Origin of the sequence: Pseudomonas baetica (assembly GCF_002813455.1) — a bacterium.
GTDB lineage: Bacteria > Pseudomonadota > Gammaproteobacteria > Pseudomonadales > Pseudomonadaceae > Aquipseudomonas > Aquipseudomonas baetica.
The window spans coordinates 1,450,507-1,473,094 of the sequence record NZ_PHHE01000001.1 but is presented as its reverse complement, the minus strand read 5'-3'; the positions used below and the strand labels follow the sequence as shown (position 1 = coordinate 1,473,094).

Annotated in this window: 23 protein-coding genes; 16 read left to right on the top strand and 7 right to left on the bottom strand. The window is 60.2% G+C overall.

The window, feature by feature from the left end; genetic code table 11:
* Positions 1-29: 29 nt before the first annotated feature.
* The 3 genes from ATI02_RS06740 (at position 30) to ATI02_RS06730 (ending at position 3,036) form a co-directional block, all read left to right on the top strand.
* A complete protein-coding gene (locus ATI02_RS06740; protein WP_420875242.1) occupies positions 30-911 on the top strand; it encodes an ABC transporter permease subunit in 882 nt (293 codons plus the stop codon).
* On the top strand, positions 908-1,783 hold the full coding sequence (locus ATI02_RS06735; protein WP_100845821.1) for an ABC transporter permease subunit: 876 nt from the start codon (positions 908-910) through the stop codon (positions 1,781-1,783). Before ATI02_RS06740 ends, ATI02_RS06735 begins: the two co-directional genes overlap by 4 nt.
* A gap of 155 nt (positions 1,784-1,938) precedes the next feature.
* Entirely contained in the window at positions 1,939-3,036 is a 1,098-nt protein-coding gene (locus ATI02_RS06730) for a polyamine ABC transporter substrate-binding protein (RefSeq protein ID WP_100845820.1), read from the top strand.
* A gap of 236 nt (positions 3,037-3,272) precedes the next feature.
* Here ATI02_RS06730 and thpR read toward each other — a convergent pair whose 3' ends face one another.
* A complete protein-coding gene (gene thpR, locus ATI02_RS06725) occupies positions 3,273-3,791 on the bottom strand; it encodes an RNA 2',3'-cyclic phosphodiesterase (protein WP_100845819.1) in 519 nt (172 codons plus the stop codon).
* A 105-nt stretch (positions 3,792-3,896) separates the two neighbouring features.
* Between thpR and ATI02_RS06720 the strand changes: the two genes are divergently transcribed.
* Complete coding sequence (locus ATI02_RS06720) at positions 3,897-4,091, top strand: hypothetical protein (protein ID WP_095187554.1); 195 nt, start codon at positions 3,897-3,899, stop codon at positions 4,089-4,091.
* 116 nt (positions 4,092-4,207) lie between these two features.
* Here ATI02_RS06720 and ATI02_RS06715 read toward each other — a convergent pair whose 3' ends face one another.
* Both ATI02_RS06715 and ATI02_RS06710 read right to left on the bottom strand, forming a co-directional pair.
* Entirely contained in the window at positions 4,208-4,561 is a 354-nt protein-coding gene (locus ATI02_RS06715) for a DUF1428 domain-containing protein (protein ID WP_095187553.1), read from the bottom strand.
* A 2-nt stretch (positions 4,562-4,563) separates the two neighbouring features.
* Positions 4,564-5,643, bottom strand: coding sequence for a hypothetical protein (locus ATI02_RS06710; protein WP_100845818.1), 1,080 nt, complete (start codon positions 5,641-5,643; stop codon positions 4,564-4,566).
* 284 nt (positions 5,644-5,927) lie between these two features.
* Between ATI02_RS06710 and ATI02_RS06705 the strand changes: the two genes are divergently transcribed.
* A complete protein-coding gene (locus tag ATI02_RS06705; protein WP_100845817.1) occupies positions 5,928-6,203 on the top strand; it encodes a hypothetical protein in 276 nt (91 codons plus the stop codon).
* 43 nt (positions 6,204-6,246) lie between these two features.
* Here the strand turns inward: ATI02_RS06705 and ATI02_RS06700 are convergent, their stop codons facing one another.
* On the bottom strand, positions 6,247-6,456 hold the full coding sequence (locus tag ATI02_RS06700) for a hypothetical protein (protein WP_100845816.1): 210 nt from the start codon (positions 6,454-6,456) through the stop codon (positions 6,247-6,249).
* 243 nt (positions 6,457-6,699) lie between these two features.
* On the opposite strand from ATI02_RS06700, the gene ATI02_RS06695 reads away from it, so the two are divergent.
* From ATI02_RS06695 to paoC, 4 genes are all read left to right on the top strand, one after another.
* Positions 6,700-8,454: an L-lactate permease gene (locus tag ATI02_RS06695; RefSeq protein WP_100845815.1), complete on the top strand. Its 1,755-nt coding sequence runs from the start codon at positions 6,700-6,702 to the stop codon at positions 8,452-8,454.
* A 280-nt stretch (positions 8,455-8,734) separates the two neighbouring features.
* On the top strand, positions 8,735-9,358 hold the full coding sequence (paoA, locus tag ATI02_RS06685; RefSeq protein ID WP_238156254.1) for an aldehyde dehydrogenase iron-sulfur subunit PaoA: 624 nt from the start codon (positions 8,735-8,737) through the stop codon (positions 9,356-9,358).
* Positions 9,355-10,311, top strand: a complete 957-nt coding sequence (locus tag ATI02_RS06680) for an FAD binding domain-containing protein (RefSeq protein ID WP_100845812.1) — start codon at positions 9,355-9,357, stop codon at positions 10,309-10,311. Before paoA ends, ATI02_RS06680 begins: the two co-directional genes overlap by 4 nt.
* Positions 10,308-12,506, top strand: coding sequence for an aldehyde oxidoreductase molybdenum-binding subunit PaoC (paoC, locus tag ATI02_RS06675; protein ID WP_100845811.1), 2,199 nt, complete (start codon positions 10,308-10,310; stop codon positions 12,504-12,506). Before ATI02_RS06680 ends, paoC begins: the two co-directional genes overlap by 4 nt.
* A gap of 109 nt (positions 12,507-12,615) precedes the next feature.
* Here the strand turns inward: paoC and ATI02_RS06670 are convergent, their stop codons facing one another.
* Positions 12,616-13,092 carry a (R)-mandelonitrile lyase gene (locus ATI02_RS06670; RefSeq protein ID WP_100845810.1) on the bottom strand — a complete coding sequence of 159 codons (477 nt, stop codon included), beginning with the start codon at positions 13,090-13,092 and terminating at the stop codon, positions 12,616-12,618.
* Positions 13,093-13,187: 95 nt separating this feature from the next.
* On the opposite strand from ATI02_RS06670, the gene ATI02_RS06665 reads away from it, so the two are divergent.
* Positions 13,188-14,081: a LysR family transcriptional regulator gene (locus tag ATI02_RS06665; protein ID WP_100845809.1), complete on the top strand. Its 894-nt coding sequence runs from the start codon at positions 13,188-13,190 to the stop codon at positions 14,079-14,081.
* A gap of 6 nt (positions 14,082-14,087) precedes the next feature.
* Here ATI02_RS06665 and ATI02_RS06660 read toward each other — a convergent pair whose 3' ends face one another.
* Positions 14,088-15,032 (bottom strand): aldo/keto reductase, encoded by a 945-nt coding sequence (locus ATI02_RS06660; RefSeq protein WP_170947217.1) that lies wholly within the window; start codon positions 15,030-15,032, stop codon positions 14,088-14,090.
* A gap of 112 nt (positions 15,033-15,144) precedes the next feature.
* Here ATI02_RS06660 and ATI02_RS06655 point away from each other — a divergent pair, with 112 nt between their 5' ends.
* The 5 genes from ATI02_RS06655 (at position 15,145) to ATI02_RS06635 (ending at position 19,728) form a co-directional block, all read left to right on the top strand.
* A complete protein-coding gene (locus ATI02_RS06655) occupies positions 15,145-15,918 on the top strand; it encodes an alpha/beta hydrolase (RefSeq protein ID WP_100845808.1) in 774 nt (257 codons plus the stop codon).
* Positions 15,919-16,032: 114 nt separating this feature from the next.
* Entirely contained in the window at positions 16,033-18,162 is a 2,130-nt protein-coding gene (locus ATI02_RS06650) for a type VI secretion system Vgr family protein (protein ID WP_100845807.1), read from the top strand.
* Entirely contained in the window at positions 18,159-18,737 is a 579-nt protein-coding gene (locus ATI02_RS06645; RefSeq protein ID WP_100845806.1) for a DUF4123 domain-containing protein, read from the top strand. Before ATI02_RS06650 ends, ATI02_RS06645 begins: the two co-directional genes overlap by 4 nt.
* Positions 18,738-18,906: 169 nt before the next feature.
* A complete protein-coding gene (locus ATI02_RS31935) occupies positions 18,907-19,182 on the top strand; it encodes a hypothetical protein (RefSeq protein ID WP_157815131.1) in 276 nt (91 codons plus the stop codon).
* Between the two features lie 117 nt (positions 19,183-19,299).
* Entirely contained in the window at positions 19,300-19,728 is a 429-nt protein-coding gene (locus tag ATI02_RS06635; RefSeq protein WP_100845805.1) for a nuclear transport factor 2 family protein, read from the top strand.
* 185 nt (positions 19,729-19,913) lie between these two features.
* On the opposite strand, the gene mqo is transcribed toward ATI02_RS06635, so the two are convergent.
* On the bottom strand, positions 19,914-21,560 hold the full coding sequence (gene mqo / locus ATI02_RS06630) for a malate dehydrogenase (quinone) (RefSeq protein WP_095187540.1): 1,647 nt from the start codon (positions 21,558-21,560) through the stop codon (positions 19,914-19,916).
* 538 nt (positions 21,561-22,098) lie between these two features.
* Between mqo and ATI02_RS06625 the strand changes: the two genes are divergently transcribed.
* Complete coding sequence (locus ATI02_RS06625; protein WP_095187539.1) at positions 22,099-22,530, top strand: nuclear transport factor 2 family protein; 432 nt, start codon at positions 22,099-22,101, stop codon at positions 22,528-22,530.
* Positions 22,531-22,588 lie beyond the last annotated feature (58 nt).

Sequence of the window (22,588 nt, the reverse complement as noted above, 5' to 3'; positions counted from 1 at the left end):
GAACCTTCAATCAGCAATTCCTGCGCCTGGTGCCCAGCGGACGCAAACTGGTGATCGGCATTCCGTTCATCTGGCTGTTCCTGTTCTTCATGCTGCCGTTCTTTCTGGTGATGAAGATCAGCTTCTCGGAAGCCGCACTGTCAATCCCGCCCTACTCGGAGATCTACACCTACGCCGAACAGAAATTCCAGCTGCTGCTGAACATCGGTAACTACAGCATGCTCGGCGAAGACGAGCTGTATCTGTCGGCCTACCTCGGTTCGTTGAAGGTCGCCGCACTGAGCACGCTGATGTGTCTGGTGATCGGTTTTCCGATGGCCTACGCAATCACCAAAACCGGCAAGGAAACGCAAAACGTCCTGCTGCTGTTGATCATGATGCCGACCTGGACCGCGATCCTGATCCGCGTGTATGCGTGGATGGGCATCCTCAGCAACAACGGTTTGCTCAACGGGTTTCTGATGTGGACGGGGCTCACCGATCACCCGATCGAGATCCTCAACACCAACACAGCCGTGTATATCGGCGTGGTTTATGCCTATCTGCCGTTCATGGTGTTGCCGCTGTACGCCAACCTTGTGAAGCACGATGGCAGCTTGCTGGAAGCCGCGTCGGACCTGGGTTCGAGCAACTTCAACAACTTCTGGAAAATCACCGTGCCGCTGGCCAAGAACGGCATTATTGCAGGCTGCATGCTGGTGTTCATTCCGGTGGTCGGTGAGTTCGTGATTCCGGAACTGCTGGGTGGCCCGGAGACGCTGATGATCGGCCGCGTGCTGTGGCAAGAGTTCTTCAATAACCGCGACTGGCCGATGGCATCTGCCCTGGCGGTGGTGATGCTGTTGATCCTGATTGTGCCGATTCTGCTGTTCAACCGCAGCCAGGCCAAAGAGATGGAGGCACGGGGATGAAACGCTTCGGTTTTTCCAAGTTCATGCTGATCTTCGGCTTGATGTTTATCTATCTGCCGATGCTGATTCTGGTGATCTACTCGTTCAACGCCTCGAAACTGGTGACGGTGTGGGGCGGCTGGTCGGTGAAGTGGTACGTCGGCCTGCTCGACAACACGCAACTGATGGGTTCGGTGCTGCGCTCGCTGGAAATCGCCTGCTACACCGCGGTTGCCGCAGTGGCGTTGGGCACCCTCGCCGCCTTCGTGCTGACGCGCGTCACCCGCTTCAAGGGCCGCACGCTGTTTGGTGGTCTGGTCACCGCGCCGCTGGTGATGCCTGAGGTGATTACCGGTCTGTCGCTGTTGCTGCTGTTCGTGGCGATGGCGCAGTTGATCGGCTGGCCGCAGGAGCGTGGCATCGTCACCATCTGGATCGCCCACACCACGTTTTGTGCAGCCTATGTGGCGGTGGTAGTCTCCGCCCGCCTGCGTGAACTGGACCTGTCGATTGAAGAAGCGGCGATGGATCTGGGAGCGAAACCGTTCAAGGTGTTTTTCCTGATCACCATTCCGATGATCGCCCCATCGCTGGCGGCGGGCGGGATGATGTCGTTCGCCTTGTCGCTGGATGACCTGGTGTTGGCCAGCTTCGTCTCCGGCCCAGGCTCGACGACGTTGCCGATGGAAGTGTTCTCGGCGGTACGTCTGGGCGTGAAGCCTGAGATCAACGCCGTGGCGAGTCTGATTCTGCTGGCGGTGTCGCTGGTGACCTTCCTCGTGTGGTACTTCGGTCGCAAGGCCGAGGCCAACCGCAAACGTGCGATTCAGGAAGCGATGGATCAGACAGCGAACGAGTCGTGGCAGCAACCGCAACGCGCCGCCACCGCCTGACTGTGTAGGCGCTGCGGCACGCTGCGATCTTTTGATCTTGATGTGAAAGATCAAAAGATCGCAGCCTCGTTTCACTCGACAGCTCCTACATAAACGGGGCAGTCGACCAGGTTTTGGCTTTGTGTTTTTTGAATAAAAAGAATGGAGTTGTACCGATGAAAATGTTTGGCAGGACTCTGCTGACACTGTCCTTAATGGGCGCAATGGTCATGGGCGCCCAGGCCAACGACAAGGTGCTGCGTGTTTACAACTGGTCCGATTACATCGCGCCGGACACCGTCAAGAAGTTCGAAGACGAGACCGGCATCCGCGTGACCTACGACGTGTTCGACAGCAACGAAACCCTTGAGGCGCGTTTGCTGGCGGGCAAATCCGGCTACGACCTCGTCGTGCCGTCCAACAGTTTCCTGGCCAAGCAGATCAAGGCCGGCGTCTATCAGCCGCTGGACAAATCGAAGCTGCCGAACTGGAAAAATCTCAACCCGGTGCTGCTGAAAAATGCCGCCGCCAGTGACCCGGACAACGCTCACGCGTTCCCGTACATGTGGGGCTCGATCGGCATCGGTTTCAACCCGGACAAGGTCAAGGAAGTGCTCGGCGCCAACGCCCCGACCAACTCCTGGGACTTGCTGTTCAAGCCGGAGAACGCCGAGAAGCTCAAGGCGTGCGGCATCAGTTTCCTCGACTCGCCGACCGAAATGCTTCCGGCCGCCCTGCACTACCTGGGCTATCCGGTGAACGACAAGGACAAGGCGCACATCCTCGAAGCCGAAGCGCTGTTCATGAAAATCCGCCCGTATGTGGCGTACTTCCATTCTTCGAAGTACATCTCGGATCTGGCCAACGGCAACATCTGCGTGGCCGTCGGTTATTCCGGTGACGTGCTGCAGGCCAAGGCCCGCGCCGTAGAATCGGGCAACAAGGTGAAGATCGACTACAGCATTCCCAAGGAAGGCGCCGGCAGTTTCTACGACATGGTCGCCATCCCGCGCGATGCGGCGAACGTCGACAACGCGTACCTGTTCATGGACTTCCTGATGCGTCCGGACATCATCGCCGAGATCACCAACAGCAACGGCTACAGCAATGCCAACTCGGCCGCCACACCGCTGGTGGACGAAGCGATCCGCAACGACCCGGGCTCGTATCCATCGCAAGCGGTGATGGCGACGTTGTATGCGGTGCCGGATCAGCCGATTGCGACCCAGCGGATCATGACCCGCGGCTGGACCCGGGTGAAACTCGGCAAGTGATTCAAGCGCAAATCAACTGTGGGAGCGAGCCTGCTCGCGAAGGCGTCGGCACACTTAACCCATTCATTGCCTGATCCACAGCTTTCGCGAGCAGGCTCGCTCCCACACTGGTTTTGTGCAGTGCTTTTCCGTTCACGCAGCGCCTTACCACCGCTGCACCCTGCAGATGAACGGCCTCACCTGGCTCCCTCGGCTCAGGTGAATTTCAGGCGCCCTCGGGCGCCTTTTTTTGTACCTCAGGCCAGCGGCCAGTCCTGCACAATCCGGTAGCGGCCCTTGTGCGATTCGAACAGGGCAAAACGTTCGGCGCGCAGGAAGAATTCCGCCGGCGTGGCGGACTCCGGTTCCGGCGCGCGATAGTCCCGCGCCAGGGTCAGATGCGGGCGAAACTCGTGCGATGGCTCTTCAAAACCGAACGGCAACATGGCCTGCTCCAGTGCATAAACCAGGCGCAGCAGCGCCTGCGGTGCCTGCTCCGGCGCCAACGACAACACCCCGGCGCGATGCCAGACCTGCAAACGATCCAGTGAAATCCGCAAAGGCTCACCCGGCGTGCGCACTTTACCGGCGGCTTCGCAGACTTCGCCGATCTGCGCCAACGGCACTGCGCCGAGGAACAGCAGCGTCAGATGGAAGTTATCCGCTGGCACTGGTTTGCCGGTTCGCAAACCCAACTCGCTACGCCACTGAGCAATCGCCTTGCGCTGTGCCGGTGGGCAGTCGAGGGCAAAGAACAGCCGCTTTTCATCCATCATGGCCTGGCTCCTTTAAGGTTCGTGATCGCCGATTCTACCCGTCTCTTTCTGACGACTCGCCACACAAGTCTATAGTTCAAGGATTGCCATCAAACGGAGGCCGCCATGCGCGAGATCCTCAGCAAAGAACCGTGGTGGGCCCGACCACCGCATCCCGGGCAGGATGAACAGGAGCTGGAATGGGGCTGGCTGGTGCATTACAGCGAAGGTGAACCGCGTTTCGAATTCGTCCGTGAACGACCAAGCGACGAAGAAATTCGTCAACGCAAAAGCTGCCGAATCACACCCTCAGCCGAGTGAACACAAAACCTGTGGGAGCGGGCTTGCTCGCGAAGGCGGTGTGTCATCCAAAGTCATTTTTTCTGACAGATCGCTTTCGCGAGCAAGCCTGCTCCCACAGAGGATTTTTGTTCGGTTTACGGTTCGATGAGGTATTGGAAGCCGCCGTAGATCATCCGCTGCCCATCAAACGGCATCGGGTTGACGTCCGGTTGCATGCGCGGGTCGTCCATCATTTTCGCCATGCCGGCATCGCGCGTGGCTTTGTCTGGCCAGATCAGCCAGCCGGAGGCTACGGTTTCGCCTTCCTTGAGTTTTACCGCCATCGGAAACGAGGTGAGCTTGCCGTCCGGCACATCATCACCCCAGCATTCAACCACGCTCAGGGCGCCGTATTCCTTGAAGAGTACCGCAGCAATCTCAGCATGTTTTTTGTACGGTTCACGATTGGCAGTCGGCACGGGCGCTACAAAAATATCGATGTAAGCCATGATTATTCTCCTTGTACGGTGGGTTCTATCTGCTGGGTAGTCGATTGCGGCGGTTGCCATTCGACACGATTCACGCCCAGCCCGACCGACGGTTCTTCACCCCCACCCAGATTGCGCTCGACCTGCCCGGCGATATGCAGCGTGCCGGCCATCACTCCCGTCGTCGGGTTCTGCACCAGTTTCAGCCAGGCCTTGTCGAAGGTGTTGCCCAGGCTGCTGCGGATCAGCGCCTCGCTGTCGGGGCGGTCGTTGGCCTGGAGGATGGCGCGGATGCCCATTACTCCCACGGAAATCATCGCCCCGGCCAGTTTGCCCGCCGCTGCCGCCACCGCACTGGCGGCACCGCGCGGGGCCATTTCCGCTTCCATCCGTTGGCTGGCGCGTTTGGCCACCGGAGCCATGCCGGCGTCGGTCGAGGCGATGCCTTTGGCGCCGCCATCGGTGTGGATCTTGTCGATCAATGCGGCGTAGGCCGGCAGCGTGTTCAACGGCTCGGTGCTGATGACCTTGTACAACGAGGCATCCCGCGCCGGCGGTGGGCCGAGGGCGATGGCCGGGATCTTCTGCAAACGTCCGTTGAGCTGGGCAACCGGCACGCCGTGACGCTGGGCGATGAGCGGCATCTGCTGCGCCATCAACTGCGCATAGAACGCCGTGGCCTGGCCGAGAATGGCATCCGGATCGATCTCCACCGCCACCGGCGCCAGCACTTTTTCCTGATATTGATCAAGCAGATACGCAGCCAGCCGCTTGGCCGATGCGTCCTGCTCGCCGCCGGCACTGATCGTGTACCAACTGACTTTCATCGACAGCCATTCCTGGGTCCAGTAGCTGCTGAACCACGGGATGAAATTTTCTTCAGTTTGCTGATAGACGCGAGTGCGCCAATGTTCCATCGAGCCACGGGCGAACAGCTTGACCTGCTCGGTGGATTGTTGCGAGGCGCTGACGATCTCGCGGTCGATCTGCTGCCAGGTCGCGGGTGAAACCACCACCGCTGGCGCTGTCACCGGGGCCCGCGCCGAGGTGGCGCAGCCGGCCAGCAGAAACAGTGCGGCGACGACCAGCGCGCGCAGGTTCACGGTGGGGGTGTCCTTGAAACAGGAGAGACAGATTTGAGTATAGGTGCCGGTGGTGGGCCGTTTGTCTGGTTGTGGCTGGGCGGGCCCCTTCGCGAGCAGGCTCGCTCCCACAGGGGAACGCATTTCAAATGTGGGAGCGAGCCTGCTCGCGATGGGGCCAGCAAAACCACCAAAAATCCCGACCATCAATACCGTCGATATTCACCATCGCGACGATTGCCTTCCGCCCGCAGGCCGGCGAAGGCACGATTACCCCATCCGAACCACAACGAGGCGTTCACATCATGATTCACACCATCGCACTCTCCGTGAGTTTCCCGGTGTTCGGCAGCAACTACTACGAGCAACACGTCGTCAACCGCAAGGCGCAGACGCTGGTGTTCAACAAAGATTTCGAAGCCCTGCTGATGCCCGCCGCCACCAATCATTTCAGCAATGAAGTGGTCGGCCTCAACGACCAGTTCCGTTTTCTGAGCGACATTCTCGCCACCCATTTGCTGGACATCGAGGCCTCCGTGCCTGCGCGATCCCGCGTCCAGACGAGCGCTCGTTTTTCTTGAAAATCGAGGGCGTTCCTTTGCGCGAACGCCCTCTCTTGTTCAATCAGTCATCATCGCGGTCGCGGTGATAGCGACGGCCATCGCGGCGGTCGTCATCGCGGTCATCCCAACGTCGGTCATGATCATGATTACGCCCATGATCGCGGTCGTAATGCCGGCCGCCATGGCGGTGGTCATCATCAAAATCCGCCACACAGCCGCCGAGCAATACGGCGGCGGTTACGGTCAACAGCATCGTTGTTGCGCGCTTCATTCAATACTTCCCTAAACCAAGGTCTTGACGACGGAATCGGCCAGCGCTGCCTTTGCCTCCGGGGCTCAGTGCGCGCAGCCGCAGATACGACTCGAAAAAAAGACTTTGATTCAGTGGCCATCAATGACCGTTTATCGCCTCGCCCGACCTGGCCGAACAGCGGTGAAATGCCACCTATACTGCTTCTCGACGACACCTACGCAACGGACCTGCGCCCTCAAGAATAAAAAGCAGAGGTGGACCATGGTCTGGCAGCAAATCTACGATCCGTTCGGCAATCCGCTGATCTCCACACTCATGGCCGCGGTGCCGGTGGTGGTGATGCTCGCCGCGCTGGCGTTCTTCCACGTCAAGGCGCATCTGGCCGCACTGTTGGCGCTGGCGTCAGCCTTGCTCATCTCGATCTTCGCCTTCGGCATGCCGGCGAGCATGGCCGGTTCCGCTGCGTTGTTTGGTGCGGCCAATGGCTTGCTGCCGATCGGCTGGATCGTCCTCAACATCATCTTTCTGCACCGCCTGACCACCGAGAACGGCTCGTTCAAAGTGCTGCAGGATTCACTGGCGCGGATCACCGATGACCGTCGCTTGCAGTTGCTGCTGATCGCCTTCTGCTTCGGCGCGTTTTTTGAAGGAGCGGCCGGGTTCGGCACACCGGTGGCGGTGACCGGAGCGATTCTGATTGGTCTGGGTTTCTCGCCACTCGCTGCGTCCGGTCTGGCACTGATCGCCAATACCGCGCCAGTGGCTTTCGGCGCACTCGGCACGCCGATCATCACCCTGGCCAAAGTCACCGGGCTGGATGAGATGGAGCTGTCGATGATGGTTGGTCGGCAGTTGCCGTTCTTCTCGGTGCTGGTGCCGTTCTGGCTGATCTGGGCCTTTGCCGGATGGCGCAAGATGCTGGAGATCTGGCCGGCGATTCTGGTGGCTGGCGTCAGTTTCGCGGTGCCGCAGTTTCTGGTGTCGAACTACCACGGGCCGATGCTGGTGGATGTGATCGCCGCGCTGATTTCCATGGCCTGTCTGACGCTGTTCTTGAAGGTCTGGAAACCCGCGACCATCCATACCTCGGCAGCGCTGTCTGGGCGGGTCGACAACTCCAAAGTCGACGAAGAGCAAGTCACCGCCAGCGCCGCATTCAGCGATCAGGCGCGCCCGGCAGTGATGCGCGCGTGGATGCCGTGGATCATCCTCACCGTGTTCGTGTTTGCCTGGGGCACCCAAGGTTTCAAGAACATGTTCGACACCCGCCCCGCCATCGACCCGGTCACGCAATCGGCCAAGCTCGATCCGCAAGGCAAACCGTTGCGCGAGGCCAACCCGATTTTCGCCCCGGCCATCACCTTCACCAATCTGCATCTGCAAATCGAAAAAGTCCCGCCGGTGGTGGCCGCGCCGAAGGCTGAAGAAGCGGTCTACAAGTTCACCTGGCTCACCTCCACCGGCAGCGGCATCCTGCTGGCGGCGATTGTCGGCGGCCTGCTGATGGGGTACTCGATTCCGCAACTGATCAAGCAGTACCTGCGCACGCTATGGGTGGTGCGGTTTTCGTTGATCACCATTGCGGCGATGCTGGCGCTGGGGTTTCTCACGCGTTACTCGGGGCTGGATGCGACCATGGGCCTGGCGTTCGCGGCGACAGGGGTTTTCTATCCGATGTTCGGCACGTTACTCGGTTGGCTGGGGGTGGCGTTGACGGGCTCGGATACCGCCTCGAACGTGCTGTTTGGCGGCTTGCAACGGGTGACGGCGGAACAGCTCGGGATCAGTCCGGTATTGATGGCCGCCGCCAATAGCTCCGGTGGGGTGATGGGCAAAATGGTCGATGCGCAGTCGATTGTGGTCGCCTCCACCGCCACCCGATGGTACGGGCATGAGGGCGAGATTCTGCGCTATGTGTTCTTCCACTCGATTGTGCTGGCGATCCTGGTAGGTGGGTTGGTGACGTTGCAGGCTTATGTCGCGCCATTTACCCACATGGTCGTCGGCGGGCATTAAACACAATCCCTGTGGGAGCGGGCTTGCTCGCGAAGGCATTTGCTCTGCCAACGAAAATGTTGGATCTGCCGGCCTCTTCGCGAGCAAGCCCGCTCCCACATTGGTTTTGTGTGGCCAGCCAGATTCATGAGCCATGCGCATAACTCTATAGCGCAAATCCGCAAAAACCTTTTCCTCCCTTCAGCGGTCACTCCTAGAACGAGACTGGCAAGCATGCCGGCGCGCCCCTATGGGCCATTCGCAACCCTGCCGCCTGATTGAGAGAAAAAGGAATCGAACCATGCCGATTTCCAGACGTAGATTTCTGATCCTCGGCGCCGTGACCGCGACGGCGTTCGCAATGCCCCCCTTCATCAGCCTCAAGGCCTACGCGGCCAATCTGGAGCAATCGGCCATGAGCAAAGTAACCATTCAAGTCAATGGCAAGCCCCAGGCCCTTGAAGTCGACAACCGCACGACCCTGCTCGACGCCCTGCGCGAACACCTGCACCTGACCGGCAGCAAAAAAGGCTGCGACCACGGCCAGTGCGGCGCCTGCACGGTGATCGCCGATGGCCGGCGGATCAATGCCTGCCTGACCCTGGCGGTGATGCACGAGGGAGCCGAGATCACCACCATCGAAGGCCTCGGCATGCCGGACAACCTGCATCCGATGCAAGCGGCGTTCATCAAACACGATGGCTATCAGTGCGGTTATTGCACGCCGGGGCAGATCTGTTCGGCGGTGGCGGTCATCCAGGAAATCCGCGATGGCATTCCCAGCCATGTCAGCCCTAGCCTGACCGAGTCGCCACAACTGATCGCCGCTGAATTCCAGGAACGCATGAGCGGCAATATCTGCCGCTGCGGCGCCTACTCGAACATCATCGAAGCCATCACTGAAGTCGCGGAGGTGCCGGCATGAGAGCGTTCAATTACAGCCGCGCCAACTCCCCTGCCGCAGCCGCTGTGCAAGCCGCGCAAGTCGAAGGCGCGAAGTTCATCGCGGGCGGCACCAACCTGCTGGACTTGATGAAACTCGACATCGAAACTCCGCTGCACCTGATCGACGTCAACCACCTTGGACTGGATCAGATCGAAGCGACGCCCGAGGGCGGCTTGCGCATTGGCGCGCTGGTGCGCAACACCGATCTGGCCGCCGATACCCGCGTGCGCAAAGACTACGCCTTGCTCTCCCGCGCCTTGCTCGCAGGCGCCTCCGGGCAGTTGCGCAACATGGCGACCACCGCCGGCAACCTGCTGCAACGCACCCGCTGCCCGTACTTCTACGACACGAATCAAGCCTGCAACAAACGCAAGCCCGGCAGTGGCTGCGCGGCGATTGGCGGGGTCAGTCGGCAACTGGGGATCATCGGCGTCAGCGACGCCTGCATCGCCACCCACCCCAGCGACATGGCCATCGCCATGCGCGCCCTCGATGCGCAGATTGAAACGGTCAAACCGGACGGCAGCACCCGCAGCATCGCCATGGTCGATTTCCATCAGTTGCCCGGTAACACGCCGAATATCGAAACCAGCCTGACCGCCGGCGAACTGATTACCGCCGTGACCCTGCCGGCACCGGTCGGCGGCACCCACGTTTATCACAAGGTGCGTGATCGTTCGTCTTACGCGTTTGCCCTGGTCTCCGTCGGCCTGATCCTGCAAAAGGACGGCAGCGGCCGCGTCGCCGTCGGCGGTATCGCGCCGAAACCGTGGCGGGTGGAAGCCGCCGATGCGTTGCTGGCCAAAGGCGCGAAAGCCGTCAGCGAGCGCCTGCTCGACGGCGCCACGCCGACCCACGACAACCAATTCAAACTGACCCTGGTCGAGCGCACGCTTGGCTCGGTGTTGGCGCAAGCGAGGGAAGACGCATGAAATTCGACACGCCCGCCACCACCAACCCGATCGACCAATTGAAGGTCATCGGCAAGCCCACCGACCGCATCGAAGGCAAACTGAAAACCTGCGGCCAGGCGCCTTACGCTTACGAGCAGCATGATGTGGTGGCCAATCAGGCTTACGGTTTCATGGTCGGCTCGGCCATCGCCAAGGGCCGCATTGCCAACATCGATCTGGCACAAGCCAAAGCCGCGCCCGGGGTTCTGGCCATCGTCACCGCAGCCAACGCCGGCAAGCTCGGCAAGGGCAAATACAACTCGGCGCATCTGCTGGCCGGGCCGGACATTCAGCACTATCACCAGGCCGTTGCATTGGTGGTGGCGGAAACCTTTGAACAGGCCCGCGCCGCAGCGCAACTGATCAAAGTCGATTACGTCACGGCCAAGGGCGAGTTCGATCTGGCCAGCGTGCGCGATCAGGGTGTCGAACAGAAAGAAGAGCTGCCGGACGTCAAACACGGCGATTTCGCCACGGCGTTCGCGGCTGCCCCGGTGCAATTCGACCAGACTTACACCACGCCCGATCAGTCCCACGCGATGATGGAGCCGCACGCGACATTGGCCGCTTGGCAAGGCGATCAACTGACCCTGTGGACGTCCAACCAGATGATCGCCTGGAGCGTCAGCGACATCGCCGAAACCCTCGGCCTGCCCAAGGAAAAAGTCCGCTTGATCTCGCCATACATTGGTGGCGGTTTCGGCGGCAAACTGTTCATCCGCGCCGACGCGATCCTCGCGGCCCTCGGTGCGCGCATGGCCAATCGACCGGTGAAAGTCGCGCTCGCCCGGCCACAGATGGCCAACAACACCACACACCGCCCCGCCACTATCCAGCGCATCCGTATGGGCGCCACGGCGGACGGCAAACTCACGGCCATCGCCCACGAAGGCTGGTCGGGCAATCTGGAAGACGGCAAGGTCGAAGTCGCGGCACAACCGAGCCAGTTGCTCTACGCCGGCGCAAACCGCCTGGTGACCATGCGCGTGGCGCCGCTGGATCTGCCCGAAGGCAACTCCATGCGCGCACCGGGCGAAACCCCGGGGCTGATGGCGCTGGAAATCGCCATGGACGAAATGGCCGAACAGCTCAACCTCGATCCGGTGCAGTTCCGCATCCTCAATGACACCCAGGTCGACCCGGTGAAAACCGAGCGGCCGTTCTCCCAGCGACAACTGATCGAATGCCTGCAAACCGGCGCCGAGAAATTCGGCTGGGACAAGCGCAACCCGCAACCCGGTTCACGTCGCGAGGGCCGCTGGCTGATCGGCATGGGCGTCGGCGCGGCGATCCGCAACAACCTGCTGTTGAAATCCGGCGCGCGGGTGCGGCTGGAGCGTGACGGCAAGATCACCGTAGAAACCGACATGACCGACATCGGCACCGGCAGCTACACGATCATCGCGCAAACGGCGGCCGAGATGATGGGCGTGCCATTGGAGGATGTCGTGGTGCGTCTGGGCGATTCGAATTTCCCGGTGTCGTCCGGCTCCGGCGGGCAATTCGGCGCCAACTGCTCCACCGCCGGGGTGTATGCCGCGTGTGTGAAACTGCGCGAAACGGTGGCCGGCAAATTGGGTATGGCGGCCGCTGAGGCCGAGTTTGTCGACGGTCAGGTACGGGCCGGCGGCAAAAGTGTGCCGTTGCGTCATGCGGCGGAAAATGGCGTGGTGCAGGCTGAGGACAGCATCGAATTTGCCGACCTTGCCGAGCAATATCAGCAGTCGACGTTTGGCGCGCATTTCGTTGAAGTCGCAGTGGACGCTGCGACCGGAGAAGTGCGCGTGCGGCGCATGCTGGCGGTGTGCGCCGCCGGGCGGATTCTCAATCCGAAGGCGGCGCGCAGCCAGGTGATCGGTGCGATGACCATGGGCGTGGGCGCGGCCTTGATGGAAGAACTGGCGGTGGACAAGCAGCTTGGATTCTTCGTTAACCATGATCTGGCCGGTTATGAGGTGCCGGTGCATGCCGACATCCCGCATCAGGAGGTGATTTTCCTTGATGAGACGGATCCGATTTCTTCGCCAATGAAGGCCAAGGGTGTAGGTGAGTTGGGGATTTGCGGGGTGAGTGCGGCGGTGGCCAATGCGATCTACAACGCCACCGGGGCACGGGTGCGGGAGTATCCGATTACGCTGGACAAGATTCTCTCGTCACTACCCGAAATGATCTGACCCCACCGCCACTGTAGGAGGTGCCGCAGGCTGCGATCTTTTGATGTTGGTCTTTTAAAAAACAAGATCAAAAGATCGCAGCCTGCGGCAGCTCCTACACGGGTCGGATTTAGTCAGTGTGCGGATACTGCGCCTCGCTCACCTGCTCCATCCACTCCACCACTTTGCCATCCAGCACTTCAGCAATGGCGATATGCGTCATCGCCGTAGTCGGCGTCGCGCCATGCCAATGCTTAGCGCCGGGCGCGATCCACACCGTATCCCCCGGACGAATTTCACGCACCGGCTGCCCCCACTCCTGCACCAAACCCGCCCCCGCCGTCACAATCAACGTCTGCCCCAGCGGGTGGGTGTGCCAAGCCGTGCGCGCCCCCGGTTCGAACGTCACCGTGGCGCCGCTGACCCGTGCCTCATCCGAGCCTTTGAACGGCGCATCGACCCGCACAATTCCAGTGAACCAATCCGCCGGGCCACGGGCCGAAGGTTGGGATCCATTGGGCGTGACGGTCACCCGTGGCGCTTCATTGGCCTGAGCGTCGGCGGCGAGCAAGGAAAGGGTCAAAGCAGAAGCTGCAATCGGGTTCATGGCGGTCTCTCCAAAAGTGATGCCTGAACTTTACCGACGATGACTCTTCAGATAATCAACTAGAATTCGAAAAAACTTATGCAGGTAATTCATCAATGCTTCGGGAAAACGCCAGTGACCTGCTCGCCTTCCTCGCCGTGGCGCGCGAGCGCAGTTTCACCAAAGCCGCCGCCCGACTCGGCGTCTCGCAATCAGCGTTAAGCCATACCATCCGCGCCCTTGAAGCACGCCTGGGCCTGCGTCTGCTGACTCGCACCACCCGCAGCGTTTCCCCTACCGAGGCCGGTGAACACCTGCTGCAGACCATCGGCCCGCGCTTCGAAGAGATCGAACTGGAACTTGCCGCCCTGAGCAACCTGCGCGAAACCCCGGCGGGCAGAATTCGTATCAGTGCCACCGACCATTCACTGGACTGGCTGCTGCGCCCGGTGCTCAAGGAATTTCTGCCCAAGTACCCGGACATCGCCGTCGAGGTGTGTTGTGATTATGGCTTCGTCGACATCGCCGGACAAGGCTTCGATGCCGGTGTACGTCTGGGCGAGGACGTCGCCCAGGGCATGATCGCTACGCGCATTGGCCCGGACATGCGCATGGCGGTGATCGGTTCTCCCGCCTACTTCGCCAGGCGCCCCGCCCCGCAAACGCCCCGCGACCTGACCGACCACGCCTGCAACAATCTGCGCCTGCCCACCAATGGCGGGCTGTATACCTGGGAATTCGAAAAGGATGGCGAGAGCCTCAAGGTGCGGGTGTCGGGCCAGATCACTTTGAATGGTGTCTACCCACTGCTCGATGCGGCACTGGACGGTTTCGGCCTGAGCTATATCCCGGAAAACCTCGTCGCGCCACATCTGGCGGATGGCAGTCTGGTGCAGGTGCTGGAGGACTGGTGCCCGACGTTTGCCGGGTATCACCTGTACTACCCGAGCCGACGCCAGGCGGCGCCGGCATTCGCGTTGTTGCTGGAAGCGTTGCGCTATCGCGTTTGACTCGACCTAGCCGAGCAACGCAATCAACTGATGACGCTGCGCGTCGGTGAGCATCGGCCCGAGCCCGGCCTTGACGTTATCAGCCATGTAACGCGGATTGCCGGTGCCGGGAATCACGCACGTCACCGCCGGATGCGCCAGCAGAAACTTCAGTGCCAGTTGCGGCCAGCTGTTGACCTGCACGTCCGAGACCCACGCTGGCAGCGGTTTACCCTTGAGCCGGGCGAGCAAACCTCCGCCGCCGAACGGCCGGTTGCAGATCACTGCCACACCGCGCTCACGGCACAGCGGCAGGATGCGTTTTTCCACGCCACGGTCGTCGAGCGCGTAATTGATCTGCAGGAAATCCAGCTGTTCGGCCTTCAGCACCGCTTCAACTTCGTCATAGGCTGAGGGAGTGTAATGCGTGATGCCGATGTAGCGAATGCGCCCCTGGGCCTTCCATTCGCGCAGGGTCGGCAGGTGGGTTTGCCAGTCGAGCAGATTGTGGATCTGCATCAGGTCGATGCGCTCAGTGCGCAGCAGGCTGAATGACTGCTCCATCTGCGCAATGCCCTCCTTGCGGCCCCGCGTCCACACCTTGGTGGCCAGAAAGGCCGGCGAGCGTGGCTCGTGGATCGACAGCAGTTCACCCGTGGTCTCTTCGGCGCGACCATACATGGGCGAGCTGTCGACCACGGTGCCACCCTTGGCGAACAGTTCGTCGAGCACCGCCGGCAGTTGCTTGTAAGCCGGATCGCCCGGTGCAACATCAAAACCGCGATAGGTGCCCAGGCCCACCATGGGCAGTGGCTCGGAGCTTGATGGGATGGCACGGGTCTGCATGGTTTGGCCTCCGGGCGCGGCGGACGATGTGGCAGTGGCCAGCGCCCGTTCAAAGGTGAAGACCGCCGACACCCCGGCGGCCAGCGTGAGCAGTCGGCGACGGGAGTAACCCTCAGTGTGGCTCATGCTGGTTCCCCTGCTGCGTGGATCTGTTGCACGTTGTGTGCGTATGCTGTCCGGTGCAACCGCTGGACTACACTGCGACAACGAACCCGCACACCCCGTTAAAAGTAGCCGAATGTCCCGAATCCTGATGTCACTCGTCGCATGGCTCGTCGCCGCGTATCTGCTGCTGTGCGCGGCGCTGTTCGTTTTCCAGCGTTCACTGATCTATTTCCCGCAGCCCGGAACCGTTGAATCGGCCGATGCGCGGTTGAAACTGGCGATGCCGGATGCGGATGTCTGGGTGACTACCCGCGAGCATGCCGGACCACGGGCGCTGATCTACTTTGGTGGCAATGCCGAAGACGTGTCGCGCAATTTGCCGGAGTTTGCCGAGGCGTTTGCCGATTACGCGGTGTACCTGATGAATTACCGCGGTTTCGGTGGCAGCGGTGGGTCACCGTCCGAAGAAACCATTGCCGAAGATGCGTTGGCGCTGTTTGATCAGGTGTATGCCAGTCATCCGCAGATTGCGCTGATCGGGCGCAGCCTCGGCTCGGGCGTCGCCATACGTCTGGCCAGCCAGCGCCCGGTGCAACAACTGATTCTGGTGACGCCGTATAACAGCCTCGAAGAAATCGCTGCCCGACAGTATCCGTGGGTACCGGTGAAATGGTTGCTCAAGGATCGCTTTGAATCAGGCCAGTATGCAGCGCATATCCGCGTGCCGACGTTATTGCTGGCGGCGAGTGAAGACGAGGTGATCCCTCGGCAAAGCACCCAACGCTTGTTGGAGAATTTCCCCAAAGGCGTGGCCACCCTCAGGGTGGTACCCGATTCGGCGCATAACTCGATTTCCGAGCGAGCGCAGTACCTGCAATGGATGGGGGATGCGTTGAACCGGCAATGAGCGTTGCACGGCAATTCGAGTTTAATGTTGGCGTTTAACCTCGTTTAAAACTCCTTGATAGCACTTTGGTATTCCTGCACCATCCGCAAAGCTTTCCACGGAAGGAGTCAGGCAATGCTGGATGCAAACGCTACCCACATCAGCTTCGCGCTCGAATCAGCGTCCACCGACCTGCAAGTGTTGAGCTTTGAAGGTCGCGAGGCACTCAACCAGCCTTTCCGGTTCGAGATAGAACTGGTCAGCGCCCGTCCCGACCTGAAACTCGAAGAGCTGCTGCACAAGCCCGGCGTGCTGACCTTCGGCGCCACCGGCGAAGGCAAGATTCATGGCCTGGTCTATCGCATCGAGCAAGGTGACTCCGGCAAGACCCTGACCCGCTACAGCATCAGCCTGGTGCCGCAACTGGCGTACCTGCGGCACAACCACGACCAGCAGATCTTCCAGCAGCTCACGGTGCCGAAGATCATCGCCCGGGTGCTGGAAGATCGCGGCATCCTTGCCGACGCCTACAGCTTCCAGCTCAGCGCCGAATACCCGGAGCGCGACTACTGCGTGCAGTACGACGAATCCGACCTGCATTTCATCCAGCGTTTGTGCGAAGAGGAAGGCATTCACTTCCACTTCCAGCACAGCAGCAGCGGCCACAAACTGGTGTTCGGCGACGACCAAACGGTGTTCCGCAAACTCAAGGCCGTGAGCTACCAGCAAGACTCCGGCATGAGCGCCGACAAACCGGTGATCAAGCGTTTCAACCTGCGCCTGGAAACCCGCACCACCCGCGTCAGCCGCCGCGACTACGACTTCGAAAAACCGAAGATCCTGCCCGAAGGCGCGGTCAAATCCGAGTTCGCCCCGGACCTTGAGGATTACGACTACCCCGGCCGCTTCACCACACGCGAGCGCGGCAAGTTCCTCACCACCCGCGCGCTGGAACGCCATCGCAGCGACTACAAACTCGCCGAAGGCAAAGGTGACGAGCCGACCCTCACCAGCGGCCACTTCCTGACCCTCGCCGAACACCCGCGCGCCGAGTGGAACGATATGTGGCTGCTGCTGGAAGTCTTCCACGAAGGCAAACAGCCGCAAGTGCTCGGCGAAAACGTCACCAGCGACGTCACCGACAACAAAAGCGACTTCCACCAGGGCTACCGCAACAGCTTCCTCGCCACCCCGTGGGACGCGCACTACCGCCCTGCCCTCGAACACCCGAAACCGAAAGTCCTCGGCAGCCAGACCGCCATCGTCACCGGCCCGAAAGGCGAAGAAATCCACTGCGACCAATACGGCCGCATCAAGGTCCAGTTCCACTGGGACCGCGACGGCCAGGGCGACGACAAAACCACCTGCTGGATGCGCGTCGCCAGCGGCTGGGCCGGCGCCGCCTACGGCGGCATCGCCATCCCGCGCATCGGCATGGAAGTCCTCGTCACCTTCCTCGAAGGCGACCCCGACCAGCCACTCGTCACCGGCTGCCTGTACCACAAGGAAAACGTCGTCCCCTACGACCTGCCGGCCAACAAGACCCGCAGCACCTTCAAAACCCTCAGCTCACCGGGCGGCAAGGGCTACAACGAATTCCGCATCGAAGACAAAAAGGGTGTGGAACAGATCTACATCCACGCCCAGCGCGATTGGGACGAAAACATCGAGCACGACCAAAAGATTCGGGTCGGCAATGAGCGGCATGACACGGTTGAAGCCAACACCCTGAGCGAGTTCAAGGTGGAAGAGCACCGGATTACGCATCTGGATCGTATCAGTGAGATGCGCGCGGATGATCACCTGACAGTCGGTGTGACCCAGCATGTGAAAGTGGGCACGGCGCAGTTTGTCGAGGCCGGGACGGAGATTCATTACCACGCGGGCGACAAGGTTGTGGTTGAGGGCGGCATGGAGCTGACCGCCAAGGCTGGTGGGAGTTTTGTGAAGGTTGATGCTGGCGGTGTGACCATCAGCGGGGCGGAAGTGAAGATCAATACCGGGGGTGCGCCGGGGGTGGGAACCGGGATCGCGATCAAACTGCCGATAGCGTTGACGCCCGCCGATGCCGATGTTGCCGGAAAGAAACTCGCCAGCGCACCGCTCAACACGCCCGCGCCCTTGGCAACGGTCACGGCCAAGGCCTCGCAGGCTGCTGCGCCAAGGGTTGCCGAGACCCGACTTCTTCAGCAGGACCTGCAAGCGCAAACCTTGGTAACAGCCGCTAAAACCGGCGTGCCGTTCTGCGAGATCTGCAACAAATGACCCAGTTCCGCCCCAGCCTTCGTGAATGGTTCAGCGCCGAATTCTGGCCCCAGGGTTCGCGCCCGGACGCCCCGAAGGTCTACGCCTTGCTCGACGGCGCTCGCGATCCACGCATCGAATCGCTGGTGCGCAATAGCCAGGCTGAGTTCGCCTGCCTGTATGCGGGCGAACTCGCGCCAAGCCTGTCTGCAGCGGCGCCCTATCTGCTGCATCTCGATCCGCAGCAGGCCTACACCTGGGAGATATTGGAGGACAGCTGGGGGCAGAGCTGGGGCTGTTTCGTGATGGCTCCTGCGCAGGTGGCGCTGGACGACTTGCGCGGCCACTTCCGCACCCTGCTGCGCGTCACCGATGCCGATGGCAACCTTCTGGTGTTTCGTTTCTACGATCCCAGAGTGCTGCGCGTCTACCTGCCCACCTGCACACCGCAGGAACGCGCCGCGATCTTCGGCCCGGCCAGCAAGCTCATCGCCGAGGCCGGTAATGGCCACTCGTTGATTGTGTATCCGGCGGATCCGGCGGGTGGATCGAATGCGCGGGTGAGTGGCTGGCCTTCAGGAGAGGCACTCGGCTAGAACGCCGTTGAAGAACACTCCAGGTCATCCGCTGCCGAATTTAGCGTTCAATCGAAAACGCCTGCACGCCTGAGCAACTCGTGCAAACCCTTTGGTATCAATACCAATACCGATTGCAGGTGCAGGGCGCGGCATTAGATCATGATTCGCGCACGGCACCTGCATAGGCTTGGCAACCGTTCAAGACGCCGCCAATCGCACCTGCACATCAAACAGGAGAAATGGTCGCGAGCACACCAATCAGAATGGTCAGCGCCAGAAACCCACCCAGAAAAAACCCCATCTTTCTCATGTAGCTCTCCTTAATGCTGAACTTGCGGTGCACCGCGCGCTTCGGGATGAAGAGCTGTCGCGAATGACCGAACTGCCGGGGTATTTTGGGCTTGTGACTGAGCGGGTAACAGACGCAGATAGAACTGAAAAATACGGATCAGATGAAATCTGATCCTTTTTTCGCGCATGTGCCGATATTCAGATCGCTACAGCAAGGTTCCAAATTTGCAGCATTGATCTACAGTCATTGCCGACCCGTGAAGAACAACAAAAAATCCAGGAGTGGACCATGCCCGAACTGAATCTACAGGCCAACGCCGCCGAATCCCTCAAGCGCTGGCACGAGATGATCCGCACCGGCAACTTGCGCGCCCTGCCCGACCTGCTTGATCCAAACGCCGTATTCCGTTCGCCAATGGCCCACACACCCTACCCCGGCGCACAGGTGGTGACGATGATCCTCAACACCGTTTTCGAGGTGTTCGAAGACTTTGAGTACCACCGCGAACTGGTGACGGCGGATGGCTTGAATGTGGTGCTGGAGTTCAGTGCCAAGGTGGGCGCCAAGGAGTTGAAAGGCATCGACATGATTCGCTTTGATGAGCACGGGAAGATTGTCGAGTTTGAAGTGATGGTGCGGCCGTTGAGCGGGTTGCAGGCGTTGGGGGAAGAGATGGGGCGGCGGCTTGGAAAGTATCTGGCTGCCACCAAAGCCTGATCTCGGCACAATCTCATGTAGGAGCTGCCGCAGGCTGCGATCTTTTGATCTTGACCCTTTAAAAAACAAGATCAAAAGATCGCAGCCTACGGCAACACCTACGTGGTTCAGCGTTCAGAACTTGCGCCACAAAAAAGCCCACTGACCGTCGCCGGTTCAGTGGGCTTTGTGTGTCAGGCGTCTGGTTACAGCGCCATATCACGTGCAGCATTTTCCTTCGGTGCTTCAGCTTTTTCAGCTGCAGGTGCAGCCGGAGCAGCAGCCTGACCGATCACTGGAGGCGTCGGCAGTTCGAGGATTTTAGCGGTGTAAGCCCACTCTGCAGCCACTTTGGCTGGATCGCTGTTCAGCTGGGTGCCGTAGCTTGGAACGATCTGGTGCAGCTTGGCTTGCCATTCTGGGGTCGCGACTTTGTCTTTGAAGACTTTCTGCAGCACGCTCAGCATGATCGGTGCAGCGGTCGACGCGCCCGGCGAGGCGCCCAGCAGGCCGGCGATGGAACCGTCTTGTGCAGCGACGATTTCGGTGCCCAGTTTCAGCACGCCACCAGCGGCTTCATCACGCTTGATGATTTGCACGCGTTGGCCGGCTTGCCACAGGCGCCAGTCTTCGGCTTTGGCGTTCGGGAAGTATTCCTTCAGCGCGTTCAGACGGTCTTCATCCGACAGCATCAGTTGACCGGCAAGGTACTCGACCAGCGGGTATTCCTTGATGCCGACCTTGGTCATCGGCCAGATGTTGTGGGTGGTGGTGCTGGTCAGCAGGTCCAGGTACGAGCCTTCTTTGAGGAACTTGGTGCTGAAGGTCGCGAATGGGCCAAACAGGATGACGCGCTTGCCGTCCAGAACACGGGTGTCCAGGTGCGGAACCGACATCGGCGGTGCGCCCACCGAAGCTTTGCCGTAGGCCTTGGCCAGGTGTTGCTCGGCAATGGTCGGGTTCTCGGTCACCAGGAACGAGCCGCCTACCGGGAAGCCAGCGTATTCCTTGGCTTCAGGAATGCCCGACTTCTGCAGCAGGTGCAGTGCACCGCCGCCCGCGCCGATGAACACGAACTTGGCGTCGGTTTCGGTTTTGGTGCCGTCTTTCAGGTTTTTGTAACTGACGCGCCAGGTGCCGTCTTCGTTCTTGGTGATGTCCTGTACTTCGCTGGACAGTTTCAAGTCGAAATTAGGCTTGGTCTGCAGGTAACCGGCGAACTGGCGGGTGATTTCGCCGAAGTTCATGTCGGTACCCAGCGGGCTCCAGGTGGCCGCGATTTTCTGGTTCGGGTCACGCCCTTCCATCATCAGCGGGACCCACTTCTTGATCACAGCCGGGTCTTCGGAGTACTGCATGCCGGCGAACAGTGGGCTCGCTTGCAGGGCTTCGTAGCGCTTTTTCAGGAACTTGATGTTGTCATCGCCCCACACAAAGCTCATGTGCGGAGTGGTGTTGATGAACGAGCGAGGGTTTTTCAGAACGCCTTGCTGTACTTGCCAGGCCCAGAACTGACGGGAAACCTGGAACGCTTCGTTGATCTCGACGGCTTTCGGGATCGTGACGTTGCCTTTGTCGTCTTCCGGGGTGTAGTTCAGCTCAGCCAGAGCCGAGTGACCGGTACCGGCGTTGTTCCAGCCGTTGGAGCTTTCCAGGGCGACGCCGTCGAGGCGCTCGACCATTTCCATCGACCAGCTTGGCTCCAGCTCATTGATCCACACACCCAGGGTGGTGCTCATGATGCCGCCGCCGATCAGCAGTACGTCGACTTTCTTGGCCTCTGCCGCATGAACGGAGGTCAGCCCCATCGACAAAGCCAGCCCTAGCAAGGCTGTGTTCACTTTTTTAAACATCTGTTGCACCTATGATAAAACGCCTTCCGCCCGCCGCTGTTGTACGTGTGAGGCCCTCTTCTTGCGACACTCAGGCTAGGGTCGCAGGTCCTTCACACTTCAATATTGACGGGTGGGCACACAAGGCCGACATGTTGCATCGACCTCAGTTAATGTCCCTTCTGAACTGACTTCTTATCATTATTGGCTCAGCTACTTGAGCGACAGGGATTCCGTCAGCCCGCCCGTTAGGCAAGCAAACTGAATAAGGTCAAACCAAGTTGGCGCGAAGAATATCACGTCAGGGCAAACCCGCGCGTCTGTTCCCGACCTGAGAGTCTTTTTCCGCTGCGGTACTTATCGGCTGCCAAGTGCCGAACATGACCCCGACACACGTCCTTGCCGATCATCTCTCGCTTTTACCCCTTCCTCAACCGGACGAATTACCGGCGTTGTGTACTTAATGAGTAACCTGCTACGTTGTACGATGACTGATGACTGATGACTTAAGACTTTGAATCGATCAGTCATCAACCCCCATAACAACAAGGAAATACCCATGACCAAGACCCGACTCCTGATCGGCTTTCTCTGCGCCTTCAGCGGTTACGCGATGGCCGCCCCTGCCCCGGCGGAAAAGCAGGTTGCCCAAGCGGTCGATCATCTGACCCAGGCGATGCTGCACAAAGACATCACCGAATTGAATGCGCTGACGGCCGAAAACCTCACCTACGGCCACTCCAGCGGCAAAATTCAGGACAAACAAGCATTCATCGCCGACATCGAAACCGGCAAAAGCGCGTTCAAGACCCTGGAGATGCAAAAACAGACCATCACCCTGTCCGGCGACACCGCGCTGGTGCGTCACCACTTTTCCGCGCAGGCGCTGAAGGGCACTGAAGTGGTGCCGACCGAGATCGAGAACTTCCAGATCTGGCAGAAGCAGAATGGCAAGTGGTTGTTGGTGGGGCGGCAGGCGTTCAAATTCTGATTGATACGAAAAGCTCTGCCAATGGAAGCGGGCAGAGCTTTTCACTGGCCATGACATC

Excerpts from the sequence above, each read along its gene's own strand:
- ATI02_RS06715 (WP_095187553.1), bottom strand. The coding sequence starts at position 4,561 with ATGGCTTACATCGATATTTTTGTAGCGCCCGTGCCGACTGCCAATCGT.
- ATI02_RS06665 (WP_100845809.1), top strand. The coding sequence starts at position 13,188 with ATGCTTCGGGAAAACGCCAGTGACCTGCTCGCCTTCCTCGCCGTGGCG.
- ATI02_RS06650 (WP_100845807.1), top strand. The coding sequence starts at position 16,033 with ATGCTGGATGCAAACGCTACCCACATCAGCTTCGCGCTCGAATCAGCG.
- paoC (WP_100845811.1), top strand. The coding sequence starts at position 10,308 with ATGAAATTCGACACGCCCGCCACCACCAACCCGATCGACCAATTGAAG.
- ATI02_RS06625 (WP_095187539.1), top strand. The coding sequence starts at position 22,099 with ATGACCAAGACCCGACTCCTGATCGGCTTTCTCTGCGCCTTCAGCGGT.
- paoA (WP_238156254.1), top strand. The coding sequence starts at position 8,735 with ATGCCGATTTCCAGACGTAGATTTCTGATCCTCGGCGCCGTGACCGCG.
- ATI02_RS06730 (WP_100845820.1), top strand. The coding sequence starts at position 1,939 with ATGAAAATGTTTGGCAGGACTCTGCTGACACTGTCCTTAATGGGCGCA.
- ATI02_RS06705 (WP_100845817.1), top strand. The coding sequence starts at position 5,928 with ATGATTCACACCATCGCACTCTCCGTGAGTTTCCCGGTGTTCGGCAGC.
- ATI02_RS06670 (WP_100845810.1), bottom strand. The coding sequence starts at position 13,092 with ATGAACCCGATTGCAGCTTCTGCTTTGACCCTTTCCTTGCTCGCCGCC.
- ATI02_RS06700 (WP_100845816.1), bottom strand. The coding sequence starts at position 6,456 with ATGAAGCGCGCAACAACGATGCTGTTGACCGTAACCGCCGCCGTATTG.
- mqo (WP_095187540.1), bottom strand. The coding sequence starts at position 21,560 with ATGTTTAAAAAAGTGAACACAGCCTTGCTAGGGCTGGCTTTGTCGATG.
- ATI02_RS06635 (WP_100845805.1), top strand. The coding sequence starts at position 19,300 with ATGCCCGAACTGAATCTACAGGCCAACGCCGCCGAATCCCTCAAGCGC.
- ATI02_RS06680 (WP_100845812.1), top strand. The coding sequence starts at position 9,355 with ATGAGAGCGTTCAATTACAGCCGCGCCAACTCCCCTGCCGCAGCCGCT.
- ATI02_RS06645 (WP_100845806.1), top strand. The coding sequence starts at position 18,159 with ATGACCCAGTTCCGCCCCAGCCTTCGTGAATGGTTCAGCGCCGAATTC.
- ATI02_RS06655 (WP_100845808.1), top strand. The coding sequence starts at position 15,145 with ATGTCCCGAATCCTGATGTCACTCGTCGCATGGCTCGTCGCCGCGTAT.
- ATI02_RS06720 (WP_095187554.1), top strand. The coding sequence starts at position 3,897 with ATGCGCGAGATCCTCAGCAAAGAACCGTGGTGGGCCCGACCACCGCAT.
- ATI02_RS06695 (WP_100845815.1), top strand. The coding sequence starts at position 6,700 with ATGGTCTGGCAGCAAATCTACGATCCGTTCGGCAATCCGCTGATCTCC.
- thpR (WP_100845819.1), bottom strand. The coding sequence starts at position 3,791 with ATGATGGATGAAAAGCGGCTGTTCTTTGCCCTCGACTGCCCACCGGCA.
- ATI02_RS06735 (WP_100845821.1), top strand. The coding sequence starts at position 908 with ATGAAACGCTTCGGTTTTTCCAAGTTCATGCTGATCTTCGGCTTGATG.
- ATI02_RS06660 (WP_170947217.1), bottom strand. The coding sequence starts at position 15,032 with ATGAGCCACACTGAGGGTTACTCCCGTCGCCGACTGCTCACGCTGGCC.